Source organism: Pseudomonas sp. P8_229 (assembly GCF_034008635.1).
Lineage (GTDB): Bacteria > Pseudomonadota > Gammaproteobacteria > Pseudomonadales > Pseudomonadaceae > Aquipseudomonas.
On sequence record NZ_CP125378.1, the window covers coordinates 5857741 to 5881501 of the forward strand.

Below are 23761 nucleotides of genomic sequence, written 5' to 3' on the forward strand. Positions count from 1 at the left end.
CAAATCCCCTGTAGGAGTGAGCCTGCTCGCGATAGCGTCGTACCTGTCAAAGAGATGTCGACTGATACACCGCTATCGCGAGCAGGCTCACTCCTACAGGGATGGTGTCAAAGCAGTAATCCAACTTGGGTTTTCTTCGGCAGCTTGCTCACCACCAACTGATGCGATCGCGTCAGCAATCCGCGCAATTCCTCGGCGCCCAGCGGGTAGGGCGGGTGCATGATGATCCACTGTGCCCGCGCCAGATAAGGCGCCGGATGAATGCCCGGACGGTCGCAATGGCCGAGAAACAGATCCCTGTCGACCTTGAACGCCAACGAATCTCCGCGTAGCCCCTGCAAGGCGAACATCTTGTTGCCGGCGATCGAAAACACCCGCACGCCACCCCATTTGTAATCCTCCCGCGCGCCCGGCAAGGCCAGGCAGAAGGCCGCGACATCCGCTTCGTTCATCTTTCCCTTGGTCATAACAGTCGCTCCCCACACGCATTGAACGATTCGACCAGATGATCGATCCACGCCCGCACCGCCGGCATCACCCCGCGTCGATGCGGATACACCGCCTGCAACCAGCCACCAGGCAACGACCACTCGGGCAGCAATTGCACCAGCGCACCGCTCTCAAGATCGCCTTCGCAATACATCATCGGCAACAGGGTAAAACCTTGGCCGGCCAGCACACAGGCCTTGCGCACGATGAAGTCATCGATGCCCAGCCGCGCTTCCATGTTCAGTTCGACGCTGTGGCCCTGTTGATCGAGCAAGCGTACGTGCACCATGCGGTCGGCTTCCAGCGCGCCGAGTACCGGCAGGTTCTTCAGGTCTTGCGGGTGGGTGATTGTTTTGCCCTCGACAAATGCCGGGCTGGCCACCACCACCATTTGCGCCTGGCGCAGACGGCGGGTCACCAGCAACGGATCTTCATCGCCGAGTTCCCGCACGCGCAGCGCTACGTCGAACCCTTCTGCAACCAGATCCACCCGCCGATTGAGCAGCACCACCTCCAGTTGCACCTGAGGAAATTTGCCGAGGAACTCACTGATCACCCAGGGCAACATTTCTCGCGCCAGACCGGTTGGACACGACACGCGCAAGCGGCCGCGCGGCTCGCTGGACATGCTGGCGACAGCTTCGTCGGCCATTTCCGCTTCGAGCAGCATGGCCTGACAGTGACGCAGGTAACGTTCGCCGACAGCGGTCAGGTTCAACTGGCGGGTGGTGCGCTGCAGCAGGCGGGCGCCCAGACGCTCTTCAAGTTCGGCAATGCGCCGTGACAACCGTGACTTGGGAATGCCCAGCAAGCGCCCGGCCGCCGCGAAACCACCGGCCTCGACCACCTTGGCGAAATAGTAGAGATCGTTGAGATCCTGCATGAAAAGTCCACCGTTCTATCAGTGGGACGAACTATCGCATTGTAGGCGGCTAATCAGCTATTGGTTTCTTCCGTAGGATTGTCTCCATTCCGTCGCCGCCGGCGATTCTTTCCAGGAGATTCCACATGAAACTGCTGCACATCGATTCGAGCATTCTGGGCGACAACTCGGCTTCCCGTCAGTTGAGCAGCCAAGTCGTCAAAGCCTGGCAAGCCGCCGAGCCTGCTGCCGTCGTGACCTACCGCGACCTGGCCGCCGACGCCATCAGCCACTTCTCGTCGACCACCCTGGTCGCCGCCGGCACCACTGCTGAGCTGCGCAACGCCGCACAACAGCATGAAGCTGAACTGAGCGCTTCGACCCTGGCTGAATTCATCGCTGCTGACGCCGTCGTTATCGCCGCACCGATGTACAACTTCACCGTACCGACCCAGCTCAAGGCCTGGATCGACCGCGTCGCCGTTGCCGGCCAGACTTTCCGCTACACCGAAGCCGGCCCTGAAGGCCTGTGCGGTGGCAAGAAAGTGGTCATCGTCTCCACCGCCGGCGGGATTCATGCCGGTCAGGCGAGCGGCATTGCTCACGAAGAATACCTGAAGCTGGTTCTGGGCTTCCTCGGCATCACCGACATCGAAATCGTCCGTGCCGAAGGCCTGGCCTACGGTGATGAAGTGCGCAACAACGCGATGAGCGCTGCTCAGGCGAAGATCAGCGAGCAACTGTTCGCCGCTGCGTAAGCATTGCGTAAAGACCAGCTGCCGTTCAGGTAGTCTCTCAAAAAACTCTGTATTCTGGTTCTGCAAGGGCCAGATGCGGAGTTTTTTGTTTCTGACTGTTGCATAATCTGGCCCGGGTTATGCAGTCAAACGATCAACGTCTGAGTGCAACGCCGCGCCGGATCACCGAACCTCGGGGTTTCGGGCGTGTCGGAACACAAAGGATCTTTCGATTGAGTAACACAGGGTGGGCCATCCGATGATGCGTCTTTGTGCAACGTTACTGATTTGCCTGCTTGGCAGCCTCGGTTCAGTGCATGCCGCGCCCGGGCGACACCCTGTCTGGAGTGTCGGTTACCACGAGATGACATTCCTCGATCCGCTGGATCTGCAACCGATGCGCGCCATCGCCTTCTATCCCTCCAGCGACCGCGAACACACCAGCCTGCTTGAGGGTTACACCGTCGAGGCGGGTGCCGATACCAAGGTCGCCATCGGCCGCTTTCCGATGCTGATGCTGTCCCACGGCAACACCGGCACGCCCATCGCGCTGCATGACCTCGCCACCTCGCTGGCACGCAAGGGCTTTGTGGTGGTGGCGGTGATTCATCCCGGCGACAACTCCAGGGATCACAGCCGACTCGGCACCCTGAGCAATCTGTATGGGCGGCCGATCCAGATTTCCGAAGCGATCACCGCCACCCTCGGCGACCCGATGCTGTCGCCGTTCGTCAACGCCGATCAGGTCGGGGTGATCGGTTATTCGGCTGGCGGCGAGACCGCGCTGATCCTCTCTGGCGCGCAGCCGGACCTGGACCGCCTGCGCCGTTACTGCCAGGAGCGCCCGGACGACCGCGATGCCTGCAACACCCAGGGCGAGCTGATCGTCGATCGGGATGACTTGCAGCCTGTAGCCGATCCGCGCGTGCATGCGTTGTTGCTGATGGCGCCGCTGAGCCTGAAGTTCGGTCGTCACACCTTGGCGGATGTGCATGTGCCGGTGCTGCTCTACAGCGGCGATGGCGACAAGCTGGTGGCCTTCGACAAGAATGCCGCGGCGCTGGCGCGCAAGCTGCCGACTGCGCCGGACTTCAAATTGCTCGCCGGGGCAGGGCATTTCGTCTTTATGGCGCCGTGCAACGAAGAGCAGATTCGCGCAATGCCGGCGCTGTGTACCGACGCCGACGGTGTGGATCGCGAAGACATCCACCGCAATCTGATTTCCGAAGCCGGGCAGTTCTTCTCGCGCACGCTGGGCAAACCGAGCCGGGCGGGGATGCAGACCGCGGATCAGTGAGCGACTCAACTCCCCCCTGTGGGAGATGTATTTCAGTCTTGAAAACTTGCCCGGCGCTTGAGCAACAAGGTCAACCCCAGCCCGATCACCGACAACAGTGCCGCGCTGAAGAAAATCCACGAATACCCCAGGTTCAGCGCCACCGCCCCCATCAACGGCCCGGCAATCGCCAGCGCCAGATCGAAGAACACCGCGTAAGCCCCCAATCCCGAACCCCGGCTGGAATTGGGCACCTGCCTGATCGCCTCAACCCCCAGCGCCGGATACACCAGCGACAGGCCGAAACCGGCCAGCCCCGCACCGATCAGCGCGATCGCGGTGGACGGCGCCAGCCACAGCAGCACCAGTCCAACGGTTTCGATGCTCATGCAGGCAATCGCTGAGTTGAACCCGCCAAATCGACTGATGGCTGAAATGAACAGCAGCCGCGAGAGGATGAAGCACACGCCAAACACTGTCAGGCAGTACGCGGCGCCGCTCCAGCCCCGATTGAGGTAATAGAGGGTGATAAACGTGGTCAGCGTGCCGTAACCAATGGACGCCAGGCTCAAACTGGCGCCAAACGGTGCAATGCGCCCGAACACCGCCCAAAAAGGCAGCCGCTCGCCACGCACCACGGGCACCGAGGGTTTATTGCGGATCAGCACCAAAGCACCCGCCGCCAATACCGACAGGGCGATACCCAGGCTCGCGAAGCCGTAATCGGCGACCATCACCACGCCCAGTGGCGCGCCAATCGCAATCGCGCCATAGGAAGCAATGCCGTTCCAGCCGATCGACCTTGCCGTGTGTTCGGTGCCGAGCTGGCCCATGCACCAACTGATGGTGCCGACCCCGATCAAGCCCTGCGCGACCCCAAGCAACAGCCGTCCGGCGACCAGAATCAGCAGGCTCGGCAACGGGAAGTCCTGCAGCAGCGTCGACATCAGCGTCAGCAGCCCACTGAGCACAATCCCCGATAACCCGTAAACAATCGCGCGCTTGGTGCCGATGGTGTCCGACATGCGTCCGGCCATTGGCCGGCTGAGCAGCGTGGCCAGGTACTGCGAGCCGATGACCAGCCCCGCAATAATGGCGCTGAACCCCAGTTGTTCGTGCACATAGCCGGGCAGCACGGCAATCGGCAGGCCAATGCACAGGAAGGCAACAAAGGTGTAGAAAACGATGGAGACGATCTGCAAGGTGATCGCCATTGAGCTTTGCGGGGGCTGTTGCTGCGCAGACATGAGGACTCGTTCGCGGGCGGCGGCAGGAGAGTCGGCATCATGGCTTGGCGCTGGAATAAAAGGAAGCAGGCTAACTATTTTTCCTGGCTATCCCGATTGTTGCTGATGGCCTCATCGCGAGCAGGCTCACTCCCACAGTTGAAACGCGTCCTCCTGTAGGAGTGAGCCTGCTCGCGATGGTGTCGGTACCCGTATAGATACTGGGCTCTGGAATGCAAAAAGCCCCGTCACATGGACAGGGCCTTAGCTTGAAGCTGGCAGCTCAATACTCGCAGCTGTTCTTAGAACACCACACCCTGACTACGCAGGTAGTCATCGTAAGTGCCGCTGAAGTCGGTCACGCCATCCGGGCTCAGCTCGATGATGCGCGTGGCCAGGGACGATACGAACTCACGGTCGTGGCTGACGAAGATCAGCGTGCCCGGGTAGTTTTCCAAAGCCAGGTTCAGCGCCTCGATCGACTCCATGTCCAGGTGGTTGGTCGGTTCGTCCATCACCAGTACGTTCGGCTTTTGCAGGATCAGCTTGCCGAACAGCATGCGACCTTGCTCACCACCGGAAATCACTTTGACCGACTTGAGGATCTCGTCGTTGGAGAACAGCATGCGGCCCAAAGTGCCGCGAATCATCTGCTCGCCCTGCGTCCACTGACCCATCCAGTCGAACAGCGTCACGTCGTCTTCGAAGTCGTGCGCGTGGTCCTGAGCGTAGTAGCCCAGTTCTGCGGCGTCGGTCCACTTGACGCTACCGGCATCCGGCGTCAGTTCGTTGACCAGGGTGCGCAGCAGGGTGGTCTTGCCAATACCGTTCGGGCCGATGATCGCCACGCGCTCGCCAGCTTCAACCTGGAAGCTGAAGTCTTTGAACAACGGCTTGCCGTCGAAACCTTTGGCCATCTTTTCAACCATGACCGCCTGACGGTGCAGCTTCTTGTTCTGTTCGAAACGAATGAACGGGCTGACACGGCTGGAAGGCTTGACCTCGGCCAACTGGATCTTGTCGATCGCCTTGGCACGGGAAGTAGCCTGCTTGGCTTTCGAGGCGTTGGCCGAGAAGCGGCTGACGAACGATTGCAGCTCGGTAATCTGCGCTTTCTTCTTGGCGTTGTCCGACAGCAGTTGCTCGCGGGACTGGGTCGCCACGGTCATGTACTCGTCGTAGTTGCCCGGGAACAGACGCAGCTCGCCGTAATCCAGGTCAGCCATGTGCGTGCACACGCTGTTCAGGAAGTGACGGTCGTGAGAGATGATGATCATCAGGCTGTTGCGCTGGGTCAGGACGTTTTCCAGCCAGCGAATAGTGTTGATGTCCAGGTGGTTGGTCGGTTCGTCGAGCAGCAGCACTTCCGGATCGGAGAACAGTGCCTGCGCCAGCAACACGCGCAGCTTCCAGCCTGGCGAGACTTCGCTCATCGGGCCGAAGTGTTGCTCGATGCCGATACCCAGGCCCAGCAACAGTTCACCGGCGCGGGATTCGGCGGTGTAGCCGTCCATCTCGGCGAATTCGGTTTCCAGCTCGGCCACGGCCATGCCGTCTTCTTCCGACATTTCTGCCAGCGAGTAGATACGGTCGCGTTCGGCCTTGACCTTCCACAGCTCTTCGTGACCCATGATCACGGTGTCGATCACGGTGAATTCTTCGTAGGCGAACTGGTCCTGGCGCAGCTTGCCCAGGCGCACGTTCGGCTCGAGCATGACCTGACCGCCGGACGGATCGAGGTCGCCGCCGAGGATTTTCATGAAGGTCGACTTGCCGCAACCGTTGGCGCCGATCAGACCATAGCGGTTGCCCGCGCCGAATTTGACCGAAACGTTTTCGAACAGCGGCTTGGCGCCGAACTGCATCGTGATGTTAGCTGTAGAAATCAAGAGTTTTTCCTGCGAAGCATTCTGAGTAGCGAGGGTGCGGCCGGAGCGCTTGGCCCGAGTCAAAGTGCGCTGAGGCGGGGAGAGTCCCGGCATCAACCAAGGGGGGCGCGTAAAGTTTGGCGGCGATTGTACTGGTCTGGCTCTTTAAACGATAGGGCGATGATGCCGCGCCTGCTGTTTGGCAGATTCAGCGGACAGTTTTTCACAGATGAGGTTCACTATTGGTTACAAAGTATGGCTAAAATGCCATCCAATTACCCAATAGCCGCTAACGGCATGGGCTCAAGGAAGTGCCACCGGGACAGTATTCGTATTCATGCCACTGCATCAGACCCTGGGCCTCCGGCCGGCAGGCGCGCAGTTTGTTCACTTTTGACGTGTGACGATTTCCGTGAAACTCATCATTGCCGCTATTTATGTCATTTCGATTGCATACGTTCACCTTCGTGGTCGTGTGCGTCACAAACTGGGCCGTCAACTGAGCGATCACTCGACGTTTCTGGCGCCTATCAATTGCTTCCTGTACCTGTTTTCGAAGAAACCGAACAAACCGTATCTCGATCCTTGCGAGTTTCCTGACCTGAGTCCGTTGCAGGCGCACTGGGAAGAAATCCGTCAGGAAGGGCAGGATCTGCTGCGCGCCGGTGAGATCAAGCGTTCGAATCAGTACGATGACGTCGGTTTCAACTCATTCTTCAAAAGTGGCTGGAAACGTTTCTACCTCAAGTGGTACGGCGAGAGCCATCCGTCGGCAATGAAGCTGTGCCCGCGCACCACCGAGCTGGTGCAGAGCATCGGTTCGATCAAGGCGGCGATGTTCGCCGAGCTGCCACCGGGGTCGAAACTGGTGCGTCACCGAGATCCTTATGCCGGCTCCTATCGTTACCACCTGGGGCTGGATACGCCGAACGATGCGGGTTGCTACATCAATGTCGACGGCGAGAGCTACCACTGGCGCGACGGCGAAGCGGTGATGTTCGATGAGACCTATATCCACTACGCCGAAAACACCACGGACAAGAACCGCATCATCCTGTTCTGCGACATCGAGCGGCCGATGAAATATCGCTGGGCGGCGGCGTTCAACGCCTGGTTCAGCCGCACCGTGATGTCGGCGGCCGGTGCGCCGAACGATGCGGGCGACCGTACCGGCGGGATCAACCGCCTGTTTACCAAAATCTACAAAGTCCGCCTGCGTGGCAAAGAGCTGAAAAAGCGTAATCGCGCGCGTTACTACATGGAAAAGTGGGCGATCTTCGGCGGTCTGCTGGCGGTGTTCATTCTGATCTGAGGCCATCGCCAACAGGTTGGCTTCCACAGGCGATGTGTAATTCTGGGGGCTCCCTTCAGAACGAAATGCATTCCAAATGTGGGAGCGAGCCTGCTCGCGAAAAGTCTCTCAAAGCCAACCTGTCAGCTTCCTGACAGGAACCGCATCTGATTATTCCCCAGAAGCTTTTTTGGTCTTCCTCGCCGGCGCAGCCTTGCCGGCAGGCTTGGCTTTCGCCTTCGACCTGGCCGGGGCTTTGCCACCCAGGCTGCGCTTAAGCAGTTCGGTCAAATCGATGACATCCGCCGTTTTGCGCTCTTCCTCACCACCGACCGTCTCGACATCCTCGATCTTGCCTTCATGGGCCTTTTTCTCGACCAGGGCCATGATCTTGTCTTCGAATTCATCCTTGTAGTCCTCAGGACTCCATTCGCCGCTCATGTCCTGTACCAGGCGCCTGGCCATATCCAGTTCGCCCTTGGCCAGTTGCGGCTTGGTCACTTCGCTGCCCAACTCCAGCTCGTCCAGCCCGCGCACTTCCTGCGGCCAGCGCAGTTTGACCAGCACCAGCGCCGATTCCAGCGGCATCAGCGCCGCGAGATATTGCCGGGTGTGCAGAACGACGCGGGCGAGGGCGACCTTGTTGGTTTTACTCAGGGTTTCACGCAGTAATGCGTAGACCTTGCCACCGCGCTTGTCCGGGGCGAGGTAGTAGGGCGTGTCGATGTTTTGCAGGGGAATCTGTTCGGCGTCGACAAACGAAAAGATGTCGATGGTCTGGGTCGACACTGGGTGCGCCGAACGGATTTCCTCCTCGCTGAGCACCACGTAGCGCCCCTTTTCATAGGCCACGCCTTTGACGATGTGCTCTTTGGTGACCTCCTTGCCGGTGACCTTGTTTACCCGTTTATAGCCCACCGGGTCCATGCTGCGGCTGTCCAGCCAGTCGAAGTCCACGCCGTGGGAGGAGGTTGCCGATACCAGCGCGACGGGGATGTGTACCAATCCGAAACTGATCGCGCCTTTCCAGATTGCCCGAGCCATAGTGAGATCTCCGAGTGATGATCAGGTGACCTGCGGCGCGTGGCGAAAGTTTCCAGTGATTGCGCAGGACTCAAGGGTTCTGGTCAAGCCGTGTTACATGTTGTTTAACGCCCATGGGTTAACAAATCCGAACCGGCGGCGTAGCGTGGACTCCAAGGCTCTATTCCCTGTGCATCGTGAGGCCGCCCATGAACCGAATTCCGCTAGGCATCATCGTTCTGCTCCTCGGGGCCGGTCTGGCGCACGCCGACATCGCGGCACCGCCCCCGTCGTTGTTGCTGGCACAAAGTCCCACGGGTACCAACAACAACCCCTACAACAGCCCGATCCGTCGGGCCAATCCCAACAGCATGCAGGGCACACAGCCCAATGCACCGGCGATTCGCGGGCCGAACACGGCGCCTGTGCCCAGTTCACCCACTGTCGGTAACGGCGGCATCGGCAATGGCCAGCAGCAACGTTCGGTGCCGAGCACACCGCCGAAATTCATTCCCAACCCACCTCCACGAGACGCAGACAGCAACCGTTGAACGGCAGGACTGAGCGCCTGTCAGCCTTTCAAACGAACAAAAGGAATCGTGCATGTTGCGTAAAACCCTTCTAGCCACGCTGTGCGCCGGCGCGCTGATCAGCGCGCCAGCCTTCGCCGTCGCCCCCAAAGAGCTGCAAAGCGAGCAGGGCACCCTTGAAGTCACGACGATTACTCAAAACCTCGAGCATCCATGGGCGCTGGCGTTTCTGCCGGACGGCCAGGGCATGCTGGTGACCGAGCGCCCGGGCAACCTGCGGGTGATTGGCGCCGATGGCAAGCGTTCGGAACCCATCAGTGGCGTGCCGAAAGTCTGGGCCAAGGGCCAGGGTGGTTTGCTCGACGTGGTGCTGTCGCCGGACTTCAAGCAGGATCGGCTGGTTTACCTGTCGTACGCGGAGGGCGGTGGCGCCGGGGACAAGGCCGGAACGGCAGTGGGCCGTGGACGGCTGTCGGACGACCTGCGGACCTTGAAAGACTTCAAAGTGATCTTCCGTCAGGAGCCGAAGCTCTCGACCGGTAATCACTTCGGCTCACGGCTGGTATTCGACCGCGACGGTTACCTGTTCATCACCCTCGGCGAAAACAACGACCGGCCGACCGCGCAGGACCTCGACAAATTGCAGGGCAAAGTGGTGCGAATCTTCCCCGATGGCAGGGTGCCGGATGACAACCCGTTCGTGGGCCAGTCTGGCGTACGTCCGGAAATCTGGTCCTACGGCCATCGTAACCCGCAAGGCGCGGCACTCAACCCGTGGAACGGCACACTCTGGGAGAACGAGCACGGCCCCCATGGTGGCGATGAGGTGAACATCATCGAGCGCGGCAAGAATTACGGTTGGCCGCTGGCGACCCACGGCATCAACTACTCGCTGCAACCGATTCCGGAAGCCAAGGGCAAAAGCGTCGAGGGCGCCGTCGATCCGCACCATGTGTGGGAGAAATCCCCCGGCGTTACCGGCATGGCGTTCTACGACGCTGATCGCTTCAAGCCTTGGCAGCAGAATCTGTTCATCGGCGCATTGGTCAGTCAGGAGCTGATCCGCTTGCAGTTTGACGGCGACAAGGTGGTGCATGAGGAGCGGTTGCTGGGGGGCCTGAAACAGCGGATTCGTGACGTGCGACAGGGGCCGGATGGTTATCTGTATGTGCTGACGGATGAGGACAATGGTTCGTTGTACAAGGTCGGCCTGAAGTAACCTTCGTTATGGCAGGCGGATAGTCCAGTGGTGAGGGGGGCTTGCCCCCCGTTCGCCTGCGAAGCAGGCGTAGTTAAAACGGGGGCCGCTCTGCGACCCAGCGAGGGCAAGCCCCCTCGTCACAGGTGTCTGGGCACCAAGACTTACCGAGGTGACAAAACCACCGCCGCGCGCAATTTTCCTCGCCCAAACCGGCTCATCTTCTCAAACTCCCCATGGCTGACCGGCACATGCTGGCAGTCCATGGGCTGGCGATGCTGGCTGTGATCGACGTCGGGGTCGTGCAGGTACACAAAGTCCTCGTCGCAGTCGGTCACCACCACCCAATGTGGTGACTTGGAGCGGGTCAGGCGGTAGCTGCTGATCAGCACCAGAGGCTGACCACCCGTCTTCAGCAGGCGCGGCAGATCCAGATGGGTGTCGATCATGCGTTCGATGTCGGTCTCCTGCAGTTGCGCGGTGAACTCCTCATGTACCAGGCGCATGACATCTTTTTTATGCTCATCGCGCACGCCATCGAGAAACAACGGCCCGGCCATACTCAATTGCAGACGCACGCGCAAACCCCGGCGCCATGCCGCCAGTGCCAACCCTTGTGGGCTGCAGCCACCGTGGCCAGAGGTCATGAACACCGTGGTCGCTTCTCGCCAGAGTTGCAGTTCCTCGCGCCGCTCCAGCAAACGCCCGGGTTGCAGCGCCCCCATGGCCATCAACAGGCATGCCGGGCCGCAGGTGAACTCGGTGGTTTGCGGGTAGTAGGGCACCTTGATGCTGCGTGAATCACGGTGTTGAACAATGCGTTTTTCCAGGCGCAGCGCGTCGGCATGGTCTTCGTAGTAATCGTGAATCAGCGCAAAACGCCGATAGCTGTTGCGCTCGTACAAGGCAATCGCGGTGGGGTTGTCTATGCGCACTTCCAGGCGCAGGTACGCGCAATCGTGCTCAACCGCGCGGGCCTCGATGCGTTGCAGTAATTGGTTACCCAAACCGATGCCGCGCGCTTCACCAGCAATGGCGATGGAATACAGCCGCGCCAGCGAGGTGCCGCGATGAAACAGCACCAGTGCGTAGCCGAGCAGTTGACCGGCATGTTCGGCGACCAGCAACTGCGCATGGGCGCGGGTGATCATCCATTGAAAGCTACGGCTGGTCAGCCGGTCCGTGGTGAAACATTGCATTTCCAGGGCCAGCAGCGCCGGCAGATCTTCAACTACCGCCAAACGAAAAACAGCCTTCATATGACCACCGTAAAAGTTGCGTAACGAAACGGGACTTTCGAAAAACTTCGTGCTTAATAGAAATGGTCTTGTTCTCCAACGGATCAATCTCTATGTCAGCGGTACAGGGTCATTGGCGCGAAGTATCCGAGCAAAGTTTGCCGGCGGCAACTATTTTAAATCCAGCCATCAGAACTTCCGGTCAAGTGTTGATCATCGTCGAACGCAAGGAAGACTGGGCCTCATACTTTCCCAGCGAGGACATCGTCACCGCGCAGGAATACCTTGAGCAAATCCGTGACAGCGAGCCGGGCAAGCGCGTGCAGGTGATCAATCTGTGCCGCAGTTACAAGTACCTGGGGCACGGTTACTACTGCTCGCTGCTGGCTGAAGCACGTGGGCACAAGGTGATTCCATCGGTGCGCACCATCAGCGAACTGACCAGAAAATCACTGTACGGCCTGGCACTGGATGACCTGGATAAAACCCTGGAAAAAGCCCTGAGTCATCACCTGTATAGCGATACCGAAGGTTTCACCCTGACACTTTACTTCGGCACGACGCATATCGAGCCGCTGCAGGATTTGGCTCGACAGTTGTTTGAAGTGTTCCCGTGTCCGATTTTGTTAGTTGAATTTCGCCGAACTAACGGTTGGCACATCGAAGGCATTAAGTCTGGCGCCTTGCACAAGTTGCGTGACGATCAGGAAGATCAATTCGCCAATGCGCTGGACGGTTTCAGCCGTAAAGTCTGGCGGGTGCCACGCTCGCCACAAGTGGCGCGTTATGACCTGGCAATCCTGCACGATCCGCAGGAGGCCTTGCCACCATCAAACGCCAAGGCACTGGAGAATTTCGTCCGGGTCGGCAAGCGCATGGGTATCGATGTCGAGCTGATCGAGCGCAAGGATTATGCGCGCCTGGCCGAATACGACGGCTTGCTGATCCGCGAGACCACCAGCGTCGACAACCACACCTATCGCTTCGCCAAGAAAGCTGAAAGTGAAGGGCTAGTGGTGATGGATGACCCGACGTCGATCCTGCGTTGCACCAACAAGGTCTACCTGACCGATCTGCTCAACAGCCATCAACTGGGCATGCCGGCCACCGAAATTCTCTACAAGGAACGACCGGAAGACTTTGAACGGGTCGGCGAACGCCTGGGGTTTCCGCTGGTGCTGAAGATCCCCGACGGCTGCTTTTCCCGTGGGGTAATCAAGGTCGAAAGCCAGCAGGCGCTGCTTGAAGCCACCGCCGAACTGTTCGAACACTCGGTGTTGCTGCTGGCGCAGGAGTTTTTCTACACCGAATACGACTGGCGCATCGGCGTGCTCAACCGCAAACCGATCTTTGCCTGCCAATACTTCATGTCCAAGGGCCACTGGCAAATCTACAACCACAAGGCCAAGGGCCAGGACATCAACGGCGAGTGCCGCACCCTGGCCGTTCACGAAGCGCCGCGAGCGGTGGTGGAACTGGCGGTGAAGACCGCCAACCTGATTGGCGATGGCCTCTACGGCGTGGACCTGAAACAGGCCGGCGACAAAGTGGTGGTGATCGAGGTCAACGACAACCCGAACCTCGACGCCGGCATCGAAGACGCCTATTTGCAGGACGATCTGTATTCACTGGTGCTGGAAGAGTTCGTGCGACGGCTGGAGCTCAAACGTCGCGGCCAGGCCTGGTGAAGCGCCGATGATCAGCAGTTTTGCATTGAGTCATGGCGCGTTGCAGCGGGTCGAGCGGCTGGATGCCGAGGTGATGCTGTTCAGTAATCCCGATGCTGGCGAGCGCGACTTGCTCCACCGCCACTACAAGGTCGACGAACACGCGCTGGCCTCGGCGTTGGACCCGGATGAGGTCTCGCGAATCGAGTTCCATCCCGACCACTTGTTTCTGATCTGGAAGCGCCCGGAAAATTATTCAGGCGGTGGCAGCCTGGCGTTTGAAGTGTCGTCCTGCGGCCTGTTGTTTTCGCCCGGCCAGTTGCTGGTGATCGCCACTGACGACACGCCGCTGCACGGCATTGGCACGCGCCAGCCGCTCAATGCGCCGCTGGATGTGTTGCTCGATTTGCTGTTCAACAACATCCACCACTACCTCGGCCACCTGAAGGTGATCAAACTGGTAGCCCGTGAGCTTCAACAGAAGTTCAACGCCTCGATGCAGAACCAGCATCTGGTGCAAATGTTCAACCTCAGCGAAAGCCTGATCTATTACATCAACGCGCTGCATAGCAACGGCGCGGTGCTGACGCGGCTGCGCAATCATGCCGATAAACAGCATTTCGGCGGTGAAGCGATCGGGCTGATCGACGACCTGATCATCGAAAACAACCAGTGCTACAAGCAGGCGGAAATCTACTCCACGGTGTTTTCCGGGCTGATCGATGCGCGCGGCAACTTGATGAACAACAGCATGAACAACCTGCTGCGTAAACTGACGTTGATCAACGTGGTGTTTCTGCCGTTGAACCTGATCGCCAGCATTGGCGGGATGTCGGAGTTCAGCATGATGACGGCAGGCACGCCGTGGTGGATCTCGTACCCGGTGTTTCTGCTGGTGATGCTGTTGGGGGCGGGGGGGATGTTGTTTGGGCTGCGGCGGTTGGCCAAGTGATTAATCGGTGCCTGAGCTGACGCCTTCGCGAGCAAGCCCGCTCCCACATTGGATCTGTGTCTGACGCATAACCCCTGTGGGAGCGGGCTTGCTCGCGAAAGCTATTTCAGCAGCACTGGAGCTCGGGATCAGTTGCCACATTGGATCTGTGTCTGACGCATAACCCCTGTGGGAGCGGGCTTGCTCGCGAAAGCTATTTCGGCAGCACTGGAGCTCGGGATCAGCTGCCACATTGGATCTGTGTCTGACGCATAACCCCTGTGGGAGCGGGCTTGCTCTCGAAAGCTATTTCAGCAGCACTGGAGCTCGGGATCAGCTGCCACATTGGATCTGTGTCTGGCGCATAACCTCTGTGGGATCAGGCTTGCTCGCGAAAGCTATTTCAGCAGCACTGGAGCTCGGGATCAACTGCCACATTGGATCTGTGTCTGACGCATAACCCCTGTGGGAGCGGGCTTGCTCGCGAAAGCTATTTCGGCAGCACTGGAGCTCGGGATCAGCTGCCACATTGGATCTGTGTCTGACGCATAACCCCTGTGGGAGCGGGCTTGCTCGCGAAAGCTATTTCAGCAGCACTGGAGGCTCGGGATCAGCTCGCTGGATCCGCCACAACCACCTTTGTGCGCTCCCGAACTCCACGTACCACCAGATACAACAAAGGCCCAATCGACACAAACACCGCCGTCAGCAGCAAATACGGCACCACCGACCACACAGACATCCCCCGCGACCGCGCATCCTTGACCATCCACACCCCGGCCAGCGTCGCCAGCAGATACAGATCAATCACCACCTGCGCCGTATCCGGACGCGACATCAGGCTGATGCCGAAGTCGATCAACGACTGTTCGGCCTGGAGCATCACCGACACGGTATAGCCGGTAAACGCAATCAACGCAGTGAGGGGCAGGGCGACAGACATCATGCATTCCTTCCTTGGGGTGATGAGCAGAATTGCCAGCCTATAGCGCCATCGCCAAATAAGCCATTGACGCGCGCACCGCCGTCGGGCTAATTTCAGGCCCATGACTTCCACCGTATTGCGCTGCCAGCCAAGCATTATTACCGCCATTCCTCATTTGGCGGGCTAGCTCACGACTGCAGCACCCAACCCGCCCTAGAGGCGGGTTTTTACTTTCTGTCTCCGGGGTTTTGATCAAAACGTCAGGAGACGACCATGCCGCACAGCCCCGACCAGCAAGCCCTGCTTGAGCAGTACGTGAAAAAGATCCTGGCCGCGCCGGTCTACGACATTGCCGTACGCACGCCGTTGCAAGCGGCGCCGGCACTGTCCGAGATGCTGGGCAACCGGATCCTGCTCAAGCGCGAAGACCTGCAGCCGACGTTTTCCTTCAAGATCCGTGGCGCCTACAACAGGCTGGTCCAGTTGAGCGATGCGCAGAAAGCATGCGGGGTGATCACCGCATCGGCGGGCAATCATGCCCAGGGCGTGGCGCTGGCGGCGCGGGAACTGGGGATCGCCGCGACCATCGTCATGCCCTCGACCACCCCCGAACTGAAAGTGCTCGGGGTGCGAAGTCGTGGCGCCGAAGCGCTGCTGCATGGCGAGAGTTTTCCATTTGCCCTGGCCCATGCGCTGCAACTGGCCGAGCAAACCGGGCGCACCTTTGTCTCGCCGTTCGACGACCCGGACGTGATCGCCGGCCAAGGCACGGTGGCCATGGAAATCCTGCGTCAGCATCAGGGTTCGCTGGATGCGATCTTCGTTCCGGTGGGCGGTGGCGGCTTCATCGCCGGCATCGCGGCGTACGTCAAATACCTGCGGCCGGAAGTGCGCATCATCGGTGTCGAATCGGAGCACTCGGCCTGCCTGAAGGCGGCGCTGCAAGCGGATGAACGGGTGGTGCTGCCCAACGTCGGGACGTTCGCCGATGGCGTGGCGGTGGCGCAGATCGGCGCTTATGGATTTGAAGTGTGCAGGTTTTGCGTGGACGAGGTGGTCACCGTCAGCAATGACGACCTCTGCGCCGCGATCAAGAATATCTACGACGATACCCGCTCGATCACCGAACCTTCCGGTGCGTTGGCGGTGGCCGGGATCAAACAGTACGTGGCCCGCACCGGTGTTCGGGAGCAGACCTTCGTCGCGATCGACTCCGGCGCCAACATCAATTTTGACAGCCTGCGTCACGTCGCCGAGCGCGCCGCAGTGTGTGGCGTCCCGGCGTGACAACGCTCAGGGCAGCAGTGGGCGCAGGAAACTGCGCTCGTAGCTGACGATGAACTTCTTCTGCACCAGTGATTCCACCAGCGCCGTGCTTTGCGGGTCGGTCAGCGCGATGTGCCGGTAGCTTTCGTAATCGGCCAGCGATGGAAAGCTGAACAGGCAATAAGCGATGTTGCTCGCGCCCTCGGAGGGCAGGAAGTAGCCGTGATGAGTGCCGCCCAACCGCTCGACGATGTCCAGCCAGGCCTTGGCGTAGGCCTCGAATTCGGTCAGTTGGTATGGATCGATCACGTATCGCACATGGCAGGTAATCACGTTTGGGCCCCCCGGTTCAGGTCATTCCGCGATGGCGGTGCCGACCTTGTCCGATGCCGACCAGATGCGGTAGCGCACCTCGACGTCTTTGGGGGCGTAAATCACCAGCGGCAGCTTGCTGTTGTAACGCAGCATGAAGCCGTCACCGACCACCGGGACAAAGGCGCGTTTCTTTTGGGAGCCAGGCGGGCAGGCCATCAGGGTGCTCATCGGGCCGATGACTTTTTCCAGGCGGTAGAACGGGTAGCCCCAGCCTTCGAGGTTTTTCTCGTCCAGAGCGCCGCCCAGTCGCTGGCGATTGCAGTCGACTTCCAGGGTTTTGCCGGCGAGGACTTCAACCTGGAAGTTCTCTTCCTGATCCTGCTTGGGCAGGTAGATGACCTGGCGGGTAAAGCCGTTTTCCGCCTTGGGATACGGCGCGACATCTTCGAGCTTGGCCGCGTGGGCGAGGGTGGACAGGCCGGCAACGAGCAGACCGATTGTCGCGCGAGCGCGTAAAGAACCCATGGAAGCCTCCTGGCGGGTGTAGGGTGGATGACGGGCATTCTCACTGTCATCAGCGATGAATGCAAACCGGCGTCGACTTGCAAATTGCAGTGCGCAAGCGGGTTCATCTTGCATTTTGCAACTGGCCAACCACTGGCCACAGCGCCAAGTGCTTGATTTATCGAGGGTCAAAACAACCCGATGAAAGGCACGCTTTATGCGTCTATTTGGTGCGGCGCACCGGGTTCGGGCGCCTACACTCCATGAGGCATTTCGCAGTACAACCGTTTGCCGCACCAGGGAATCAGCGGGGACACACCCGCGCAGGGGCAGAAAAAGCGGTCAACGTGAAGAGTTGATTGGCAGTTTCATTAATAAGGAGAGGTTCATCATGTTTCTGTCTGCCTTGGAACTACGCAATATCATTGAAAGCAGTTTTCTGCCTAAACGCTGCCAGTGCACGCTGTCGCCAGACTTGTCGATGACGGTCAAGGTATTCGGCGACCACCAGACTGACCAGGTTGATCTACACGTCAGCGGTATCGACGCCAGCCATTTGAATGGCTGTCGCGAAATCAACGACTTGATCGCCGGCCTGCGTTCGGACCTGGCGCAACAAACCATGCCAAACCATTACAGCCCGAGATCCAGAGCGGTTTAACTCACGGTTTCACCCAGTTCGACCGTCACGCGCCGGGCCTGCACAAAGCCAAGGCCCAGCGCGAACTCGACCAGCACCGCGAGCAGAATCCCGGGGCCGGCATGGCCGTTCAGCCACTCGCTGAAACCTAATACCGCCAAACCAAAACAACCGACGATAAACCCGTTGCTCAGGGCGTTGCGGCCCAGCGACGGCGGCGCGTTGCGCACCAGATAGAACATCACCCCCAACGCCGCAAACAGCACCGCGCTGCGCCGCGCGACAAACCCGGCAGCGCTCGAATACTCGATGCTCCAGATCGCCAGCAATACCTCCGGGAAAAAGCCCCAGACCAGCGCCAGCACAAAACACAACGAAGAAGTGATGATCGACAACGTGCGAAACGACAACTGCATGGCGAGTCCTTGCGGCAGTAAGAAGAAGGCCCCGAGCATAACCCGCGAGCCCTCCAGCGCCTACCGCAACGCCGCAAATCAGAGCCTTCTGTCAGTTCTGGTCGCTGCAGGCATCAGACATTTTCCGGTAGGTGATTTCCTCCGGCTTGCCGGCATTGTCGACGTACTTCATGTCAGCAGTAACGACTTTGCACTGACGAGTGGGTTGCTCGGTCATGGAGATCACTTTGTTCACATGCAACGGCATGCCGTACTGATAGGGAACCGGCTTGGTTGCAGCGGTGGTGTCATTGGCCTGAGCCAGCCCCGCGAAGGCGGTGCAGGCGAGGGCGGAGGTGAGCAACAGCGTGCGAATGTTCATGAATCGGACTCCCGTGCGACGGAATGAGCGTTCGGCGCAATACGGCCAAACCTGCCGCACTCGGCGCCAGCCAAGGGCTGAGGTGTGCGGTTCAGTACAGTTTTGGACTGCGGCGTTAAGCGATGGTTAACCTGGCTGAACGCCGGCTGTCTGGCAGAGGGGTGATTTCTCGAAGGGTAGGGCTGAAACCTCGAAGCAGCCAATGCTGGCACCCGTCGGGGCAATGACAGATACCGCAAGCAACCCTCGGATGTGCACGCGGTTAAAGTTTAAGCCTGATGAGCTTTTCACCACGAGCGCTCACTGGAAACGGAAGCTCATCGGTCTCCTGATAAGCCTCGTTTTTGCCGTAACGCAGGTACTTGTGTGAACTTTCATGGCCGACGTTCAAGAAAATCACCTGTGTGCCTTGAGTGCTCAGCCATATCCAGCCTGGACGGTTCCTTTCGGCAAAACTGATCCGGTTGACCTTTCGCTCGGCCGCATCGTAGTAAAACAAAAGTCCCTGAATGTAGTTGGACGTGAATTCACCCGAGACGACGAGCGCGTTCGAGTGCTTATCGAGAGCCACGCACTTCCAGTGAACATCACTACCGCGAGAGGCATCCGAATCCTCGTACAGGAACTGGAGTCCGTGAGCTTCACGCACTTTGTAAACACTCGAGCCGCTGAACGCATCACCACGCAGCAGAGAAATCCGGTGGTCAGCAGCCAGATCACAGCGAGTCAACGTCGAGAACGGCACCGGCGTCGCCCAGACTTGAAAGCACAGTGTCGTAAGGGTTATCCCGGCCAGGCAGCGCTTGAAAAGTCGCATCATTCAGTGCACACGCCGTGGTCGAAAGGAACACGGCGGTCTCACCACCGAGGTTCCGTCCGCCAATTCGAACGACACATCTGGCGCATTTTTTACAAGCTTGTCCAGTTTATTCATTTTCCAATCTCAATGTGCTTCGATGCGGTACACCAGACCGTGGATCTGGCCTTGCCGGTGGCGCCGAAGGTCAGGATGCCGGGTTTGTGCGTCAGCGATCGATAAACCTCACCTACCGTATGGCCGTGGTATGAAGTCATGTATCCGAATCGGATACATGCTCCACTTGAGTTCTTACCCCAAACCAGCGTAGCAAGGCTTCAGGTTCAAACTGAAAGGCTGCGTTCGCGCTCTAAATCAATCAGCCTTGTGGTTGGGCCTGTAGTGGTCAACTAATCCCAGCCTCGACAAATTGCGCCGTACCGACCTTCACTTCACATGCTGCGTCACGCCCACCGTCAAGTGATCATCCGCCCGCATTTCACTGACACGATCCAAATGGGTAATCCGGTGCTCTTCCTCTTCGCACAGGCGCTGAATGAAGTGCAGGTCGGACTCGTCGTACTGCACGCAGTAATCGCGCTGCGGGTACTCGGCGTTGAGCTGGAAACTATAGGCGTCGGCGAGGATGCGGCGATTCGCAATGACTTGGGCAGCAAATGTTGACGCTTGCCTGTAGTGGCAGGATGGAACGGGAGTCCGACGAGACTCCCTCCTGCAATCAGGCGCCATCACTTTATTTACATCAAGCCGTAGCCCTGATAGTCGCTGATGGAATTTGTGCCAAACGCTCAGATTTCTGATTTTCACTGTGCGCAGCCCAGCGATCGATATGGATTTGCAATTCCGGAAGTGCAGTGCAATCACCATAAATATCAGCCAGCGTCAGTGTGGTGGTGCTCAGGCGTGTAATCGTCGTGATTGTTCCTTTGAGCGCATCCAATTCCTTTTGATTGTGCTCGATCGCTTGCCTGATTGCTTTTTGACGTTCCTGAAGATCCGACATTGTTGCGCGGCGTTGGAATGCAGTCGCGCGATCTTGTGGCCGGCTTTCAATCATTCCCCCCGGAAACTCCTTGTCCGCCGCAATCTGCCACTGTTCCAATTGGGTACGGTAGGTTTCAACTTCGAGTTTTAACCGGTCGGATTCGGTCGCACTGATGATGTAGCCGCCGGTTTTCTCCGTCTCTTGCCAGCGACGTATCGTTGCCCAACATGCCGGAATATAACCGTCGAGCATTTTGTGATCGCCGCCGTTGGCCGCCTGAACCAGGAACTGCTTGCGATCCGGCGTATCGTTGTTTTTCAACTGTGCGACGCAGCGAGCCATGGCCGCTTCTTCATATCCTTCGCAGCCGGGTGTCCATAACACAGAGGAGAGCACTCGCCCGGGCAATTGCACAGGCATGAAATAACGCTGTTCACCGTGGTGCCAATAAGGCTTACCGCCAAAGCGTGTCATCCCGGCGGCCATCACCAGTCCTCCGGCAGCTGGCGTCAGAACGCCCGAGACGGTTGCAGCGAGACCGGTAATCCAAATCGGTTTTTTTGTATCCATCCATCCCGCTGGAACGCTGGGTACAGGGTCATTTTGGTTAACGATTCGGTGATGAACCAGCCCTTTTGCCGACTCGACGAATTCTTTGTCGCCAGCACGGGGGGAGCCGAAGGTATAGAGAATGACGTCGCTGGTTATTTCGCGGTATAGCCAATCAGAGAGCAATAAGGCAATAGCGCCGCCGAGGCTGTGGCCGCAGACGATGATTTTTTGGTTAGTGCGGAAACGGCGAATATAGTTATCAATGAATGGTTTCAGCGCCATGAAGGACTCATAAAAACCTTGGTGTGCCTTTCCGGTTCCCCCTTCAATCGGGACTTGCTGAGCATCAATGTCTCGCCATTTGTCCCAATTCTCAGCCGTGCCTCTCACTGCGATTAGAATCATCCGGTCATCGTGTGTGGCATAGGCTTGCGTATCGGTGTTTTTCCAATCGGATGGACCCTGCCTCGCGTCGTTGAAAAAGTGCACGCTCGACGGTGTTTCTATTCCTGCTCCGGCATTGGGGTCGTTTTGCGGGTAAAGACCTGGGTCAAAAGGGACGATCTCAAGGCGCTTGGAGTAGGGCACATCTTCAACCAGCGGGAACGAAGGGTTTTTAGAGTCCGCATACTTCGTTGGTTCTTCGAAGCAGGCCAGGCAGGTGTTCAGCACATGTCCGACGGTGCCCTGAGTGGGATAGGTGAAAGAAAAATCCTTCGGCAGCGTCGCTTCCAGCTTTTCCGGCTTTTGCCCGAAATCGCCGTAGCTCAATGTGGCCAGGAGCGACAACTGATAAAGATTCAAGGCGCTGAATTTGGGAGCTAATGATAATAGCGGTCTGAATGCACGTAAGGCGCGTACTTCGAGAACGTAATGTTTCTCTGGAAGCAGACCTATACCAAAGCTCGGGACCTTGTCTCCGGCAAAATCTCGGGCGAGTTTGGCGCAACCTGCCGGTAGAGGGTTTGTAAGGTCTGCCGCAGGTGGCAAGTGTTTGTTGAACTCAACGAAATCGCGAACTTCAACCTTGTGATATTCGCCTTTTTCGGCAGAAGCCCGGTAAGCGCCCGTCTTGCTGGTGCTGCCGACAGGGCGACGAAGCGTTTTTTCAGCGGCTACTTGAAGCTCTGTTATCGGTAACGGATAGTCGATTCGCTCAGACATATCAACATAGAACTTTTCCGCTCCCGCGTAAGCGGCGGATAGCGTCAATATCAGCGGGCCGTTATAGGTTCCCGTTAATCGTGCAAAAGCTTCTCCGTCCAAGTTGCCTTGATATTTAGTACCTTCCGAGTCCGTTAACACGTAACTCAGGCCTGCATAGGGCTTGGCATCTCCAAACTCGTCTACTAGGCGAAAGCTGATCCAGCCCCCGCGTAATGGGCAAGTTCGGCTTTGGTCAGAAAGCATTGATTTTTCTTGGTTCTGCATAAAAATCCTTATTCATTACAGCCAGGGTACACGGTGCACTCACGTCCATCTTGTTTGAAAGTTCTAAATTGGGGCGGTGTAGTGCATAACTCTTCCCTTCCAGAATTCCATCTCCCGGTACAAGGTTTCCAGCCGTTAGGGACTTTTACCCAGTAGCGTAAGTAGCTGGGTACTTCATCATTTGACAGCTTGAATGTCACATGGATCGTCTTGTCGATAATCGCTTTTTTTGACAAGGATCCGCCTGGTTTGCGACGCTGTAAACGACTCTCTGGAACTTTCCATTCAGGATCTGCGGCAGAACACGATAATAACTTTTCAATCTGATCTTTCTTGGCTTTAGCGGTGCTTATCTGAAAGCTCCAAACACAGAGGCCTCTTTGCTCGATTAGATCCGGGTAGGGTGTCGCGGTACTGTCTGTGCTTTCGGTCTTGATAGAAAGCCCACCCGCCATCTCCAAACCCTGGTCCCAAGCGTCCGACCCGTACGTGGCATTAACTTCGTAGCTCACCCTCGTTAGCTCCATCGAGCAATCGGCAATGTGAAACTCTAACGGAACGTCTGTAGACACCGTCTGCTCAATGTCTTTCGCGTCGATCGTATTTGACTTCTGTTGTTGACGGGTCACAGAACCACCCAAGCCAGAACTGTATACTTGACAGGTTTCACCCTGCTTAGGTGAATACTGAGCTTTTGAAGTAAAGCCAAATTTTGCAGGAACAGTGGCGATCAGCGTGAAATGCTCTCTGCTGTAGTAGCTCGTTGCACCCTCAATAGAGTCCTTCGCCATCTGTCCAGCAAAGCTGCATGCACCAATCAACGGTAATACTAGGAAAAACGCAGCTTGAGCACTGTTTGAAAAGTATTTGCTACCCATTAATGGCTTCCTACTCAACACTGTTTGGATGGATTGTGCATTTGCGAAGCCAGTGGTATCTCCGTAGACGTTGTCTGCGGAGCCGACTTTACCTTGACCGTATTGGACTTCCGTTGTTGGCGTATAACATTGCTACCGAAACCTAAGCTATAGACCTCGCAGTTCTGACCCGATTTGGACAAATAAAGAGCTTTGGAGGTGAAACCGAAGTTTGCAGGCACGGTAGTGATGGGGGGGAAGTGCTCGCGGGAGTGGTAGCTCACGCTGCCTTCTGCAACTTGGCGCGAGGTACTGCAGCCGCCGAGCAGCCACAGCACCACGACCGCAGCCCCAGG

At 58.1% G+C, this 23761-nt stretch carries 22 protein-coding genes and 2 pseudogenes; 9 read left to right on the top strand and 15 right to left on the bottom strand.

What is annotated here, in order from left to right:
- Positions 1–107: 107 nt before the first annotated feature.
- Positions 108–467: an MmcQ/YjbR family DNA-binding protein gene (locus tag QMK55_RS26420; RefSeq protein WP_102358874.1), complete on the bottom strand. Its 360-nt coding sequence runs from the start codon at positions 465–467 to the stop codon at positions 108–110.
- Positions 464–1372, bottom strand: a complete 909-nt coding sequence (locus QMK55_RS26425; protein ID WP_320328120.1) for a LysR substrate-binding domain-containing protein — start codon at positions 1370–1372, stop codon at positions 464–466. Before QMK55_RS26425 ends, QMK55_RS26420 begins: the two co-directional genes overlap by 4 nt.
- Positions 1373–1497: 125 nt before the next feature.
- Here QMK55_RS26425 and QMK55_RS26430 point away from each other — a divergent pair, with 125 nt between their 5' ends.
- Together QMK55_RS26430 and QMK55_RS26435 are read left to right on the top strand one after the other, a co-directional pair.
- A complete protein-coding gene (locus QMK55_RS26430) occupies positions 1498–2109 on the top strand; it encodes an FMN-dependent NADH-azoreductase (RefSeq protein ID WP_102358876.1) in 612 nt (203 codons plus the stop codon).
- A 238-nt stretch (positions 2110–2347) separates the two neighbouring features.
- Positions 2348–3385: an alpha/beta hydrolase family protein gene (locus tag QMK55_RS26435; RefSeq protein WP_102358877.1), complete on the top strand. Its 1038-nt coding sequence runs from the start codon at positions 2348–2350 to the stop codon at positions 3383–3385.
- Positions 3386–3417: 32 nt separating this feature from the next.
- Here the strand turns inward: QMK55_RS26435 and QMK55_RS26440 are convergent, their stop codons facing one another.
- Together QMK55_RS26440 and QMK55_RS26445 are read right to left on the bottom strand one after the other, a co-directional pair.
- Complete coding sequence (locus QMK55_RS26440; RefSeq protein ID WP_320328121.1) at positions 3418–4611, bottom strand: MFS transporter; 1194 nt, start codon at positions 4609–4611, stop codon at positions 3418–3420.
- A 281-nt stretch (positions 4612–4892) separates the two neighbouring features.
- Positions 4893–6479, bottom strand: a complete 1587-nt coding sequence (locus QMK55_RS26445) for an ABC-F family ATPase (protein ID WP_102359097.1) — start codon at positions 6477–6479, stop codon at positions 4893–4895.
- 391 nt (positions 6480–6870) lie between these two features.
- Here QMK55_RS26445 and lpxO point away from each other — a divergent pair, with 391 nt between their 5' ends.
- A complete protein-coding gene (gene lpxO, locus QMK55_RS26450; RefSeq protein WP_102359104.1) occupies positions 6871–7770 on the top strand; it encodes a lipid A hydroxylase LpxO in 900 nt (299 codons plus the stop codon).
- Positions 7771–7920: 150 nt separating this feature from the next.
- Here the strand turns inward: lpxO and QMK55_RS26455 are convergent, their stop codons facing one another.
- Positions 7921–8793, bottom strand: coding sequence for a Ku protein (locus tag QMK55_RS26455; RefSeq protein ID WP_320328122.1), 873 nt, complete (start codon positions 8791–8793; stop codon positions 7921–7923).
- Between the two features lie 188 nt (positions 8794–8981).
- On the opposite strand from QMK55_RS26455, the gene QMK55_RS26460 reads away from it, so the two are divergent.
- Together QMK55_RS26460 and QMK55_RS26465 are read left to right on the top strand one after the other, a co-directional pair.
- Entirely contained in the window at positions 8982–9323 is a 342-nt protein-coding gene (locus QMK55_RS26460; RefSeq protein WP_320328123.1) for a hypothetical protein, read from the top strand.
- 52 nt (positions 9324–9375) lie between these two features.
- Entirely contained in the window at positions 9376–10521 is a 1146-nt protein-coding gene (locus QMK55_RS26465; RefSeq protein ID WP_320328124.1) for a PQQ-dependent sugar dehydrogenase, read from the top strand.
- 143 nt (positions 10522–10664) lie between these two features.
- Here QMK55_RS26465 and QMK55_RS26470 read toward each other — a convergent pair whose 3' ends face one another.
- Positions 10665–11759, bottom strand: a complete 1095-nt coding sequence (locus QMK55_RS26470; RefSeq protein WP_320328125.1) for a peptidase C39 family protein — start codon at positions 11757–11759, stop codon at positions 10665–10667.
- 92 nt (positions 11760–11851) lie between these two features.
- Here QMK55_RS26470 and QMK55_RS26475 point away from each other — a divergent pair, with 92 nt between their 5' ends.
- Together QMK55_RS26475 and QMK55_RS26480 are read left to right on the top strand one after the other, a co-directional pair.
- Positions 11852–13426, top strand: coding sequence for a RimK family protein (locus tag QMK55_RS26475; RefSeq protein ID WP_320328126.1), 1575 nt, complete (start codon positions 11852–11854; stop codon positions 13424–13426).
- Between the two features lie 7 nt (positions 13427–13433).
- A complete protein-coding gene (locus QMK55_RS26480) occupies positions 13434–14357 on the top strand; it encodes a magnesium transporter CorA family protein (RefSeq protein ID WP_320328127.1) in 924 nt (307 codons plus the stop codon).
- 589 nt (positions 14358–14946) lie between these two features.
- Here QMK55_RS26480 and QMK55_RS26485 read toward each other — a convergent pair.
- A complete protein-coding gene (locus QMK55_RS26485; RefSeq protein WP_102356131.1) occupies positions 14947–15282 on the bottom strand; it encodes a DUF2834 domain-containing protein in 336 nt (111 codons plus the stop codon).
- A 252-nt stretch (positions 15283–15534) separates the two neighbouring features.
- Between QMK55_RS26485 and ilvA the strand changes: the two are divergent.
- Positions 15535–16524, top strand: a pseudogene (gene ilvA / locus QMK55_RS26490) (threonine ammonia-lyase, biosynthetic); the annotation flags it as partial.
- A 30-nt stretch (positions 16525–16554) separates the two neighbouring features.
- Here ilvA and QMK55_RS26495 read toward each other — a convergent pair.
- Together QMK55_RS26495 and eco are read right to left on the bottom strand one after the other, a co-directional pair.
- Entirely contained in the window at positions 16555–16860 is a 306-nt protein-coding gene (locus QMK55_RS26495; RefSeq protein WP_102356133.1) for an NIPSNAP family protein, read from the bottom strand.
- A gap of 21 nt (positions 16861–16881) precedes the next feature.
- Positions 16882–17367 carry a serine protease inhibitor ecotin gene (gene eco / locus QMK55_RS26500; RefSeq protein WP_102356134.1) on the bottom strand — a complete coding sequence of 162 codons (486 nt, stop codon included), beginning with the start codon at positions 17365–17367 and terminating at the stop codon, positions 16882–16884.
- Positions 17368–17737: 370 nt separating this feature from the next.
- On the opposite strand from eco, the gene QMK55_RS26505 reads away from it, so the two are divergent.
- Positions 17738–18007: a DUF1652 domain-containing protein gene (locus QMK55_RS26505; protein ID WP_102356135.1), complete on the top strand. Its 270-nt coding sequence runs from the start codon at positions 17738–17740 to the stop codon at positions 18005–18007.
- Here the strand turns inward: QMK55_RS26505 and QMK55_RS26510 are convergent.
- The 6 genes and pseudogenes from QMK55_RS26510 to QMK55_RS26535 all read right to left on the bottom strand — a co-directional run bounded on the left by QMK55_RS26510 (position 18004) and on the right by QMK55_RS26535 (position 23426).
- Complete coding sequence (locus tag QMK55_RS26510) at positions 18004–18402, bottom strand: hypothetical protein (RefSeq protein ID WP_102356198.1); 399 nt, start codon at positions 18400–18402, stop codon at positions 18004–18006. The two genes, QMK55_RS26505 and QMK55_RS26510, sit on opposite strands and share 4 nt — an antisense overlap.
- Positions 18403–18493: 91 nt before the next feature.
- A complete protein-coding gene (locus QMK55_RS26515) occupies positions 18494–18763 on the bottom strand; it encodes a DUF2790 domain-containing protein (protein ID WP_320328128.1) in 270 nt (89 codons plus the stop codon).
- A gap of 262 nt (positions 18764–19025) precedes the next feature.
- Entirely contained in the window at positions 19026–19583 is a 558-nt protein-coding gene (locus QMK55_RS26520) for a hypothetical protein (protein WP_102356137.1), read from the bottom strand.
- A 510-nt stretch (positions 19584–20093) separates the two neighbouring features.
- Positions 20094–20210: pseudogene (locus tag QMK55_RS26525) on the bottom strand (contractile injection system protein, VgrG/Pvc8 family); the annotation flags it as partial.
- A gap of 112 nt (positions 20211–20322) precedes the next feature.
- Positions 20323–22548 (bottom strand): lipase family protein, encoded by a 2226-nt coding sequence (locus QMK55_RS26530; protein WP_320328129.1) that lies wholly within the window; start codon positions 22546–22548, stop codon positions 20323–20325.
- Between the two features lie 8 nt (positions 22549–22556).
- On the bottom strand, positions 22557–23426 hold the full coding sequence (locus QMK55_RS26535; protein ID WP_320328130.1) for a hypothetical protein: 870 nt from the start codon (positions 23424–23426) through the stop codon (positions 22557–22559).
- Between the last annotated feature and the right edge of the window lie 335 nt (positions 23427–23761).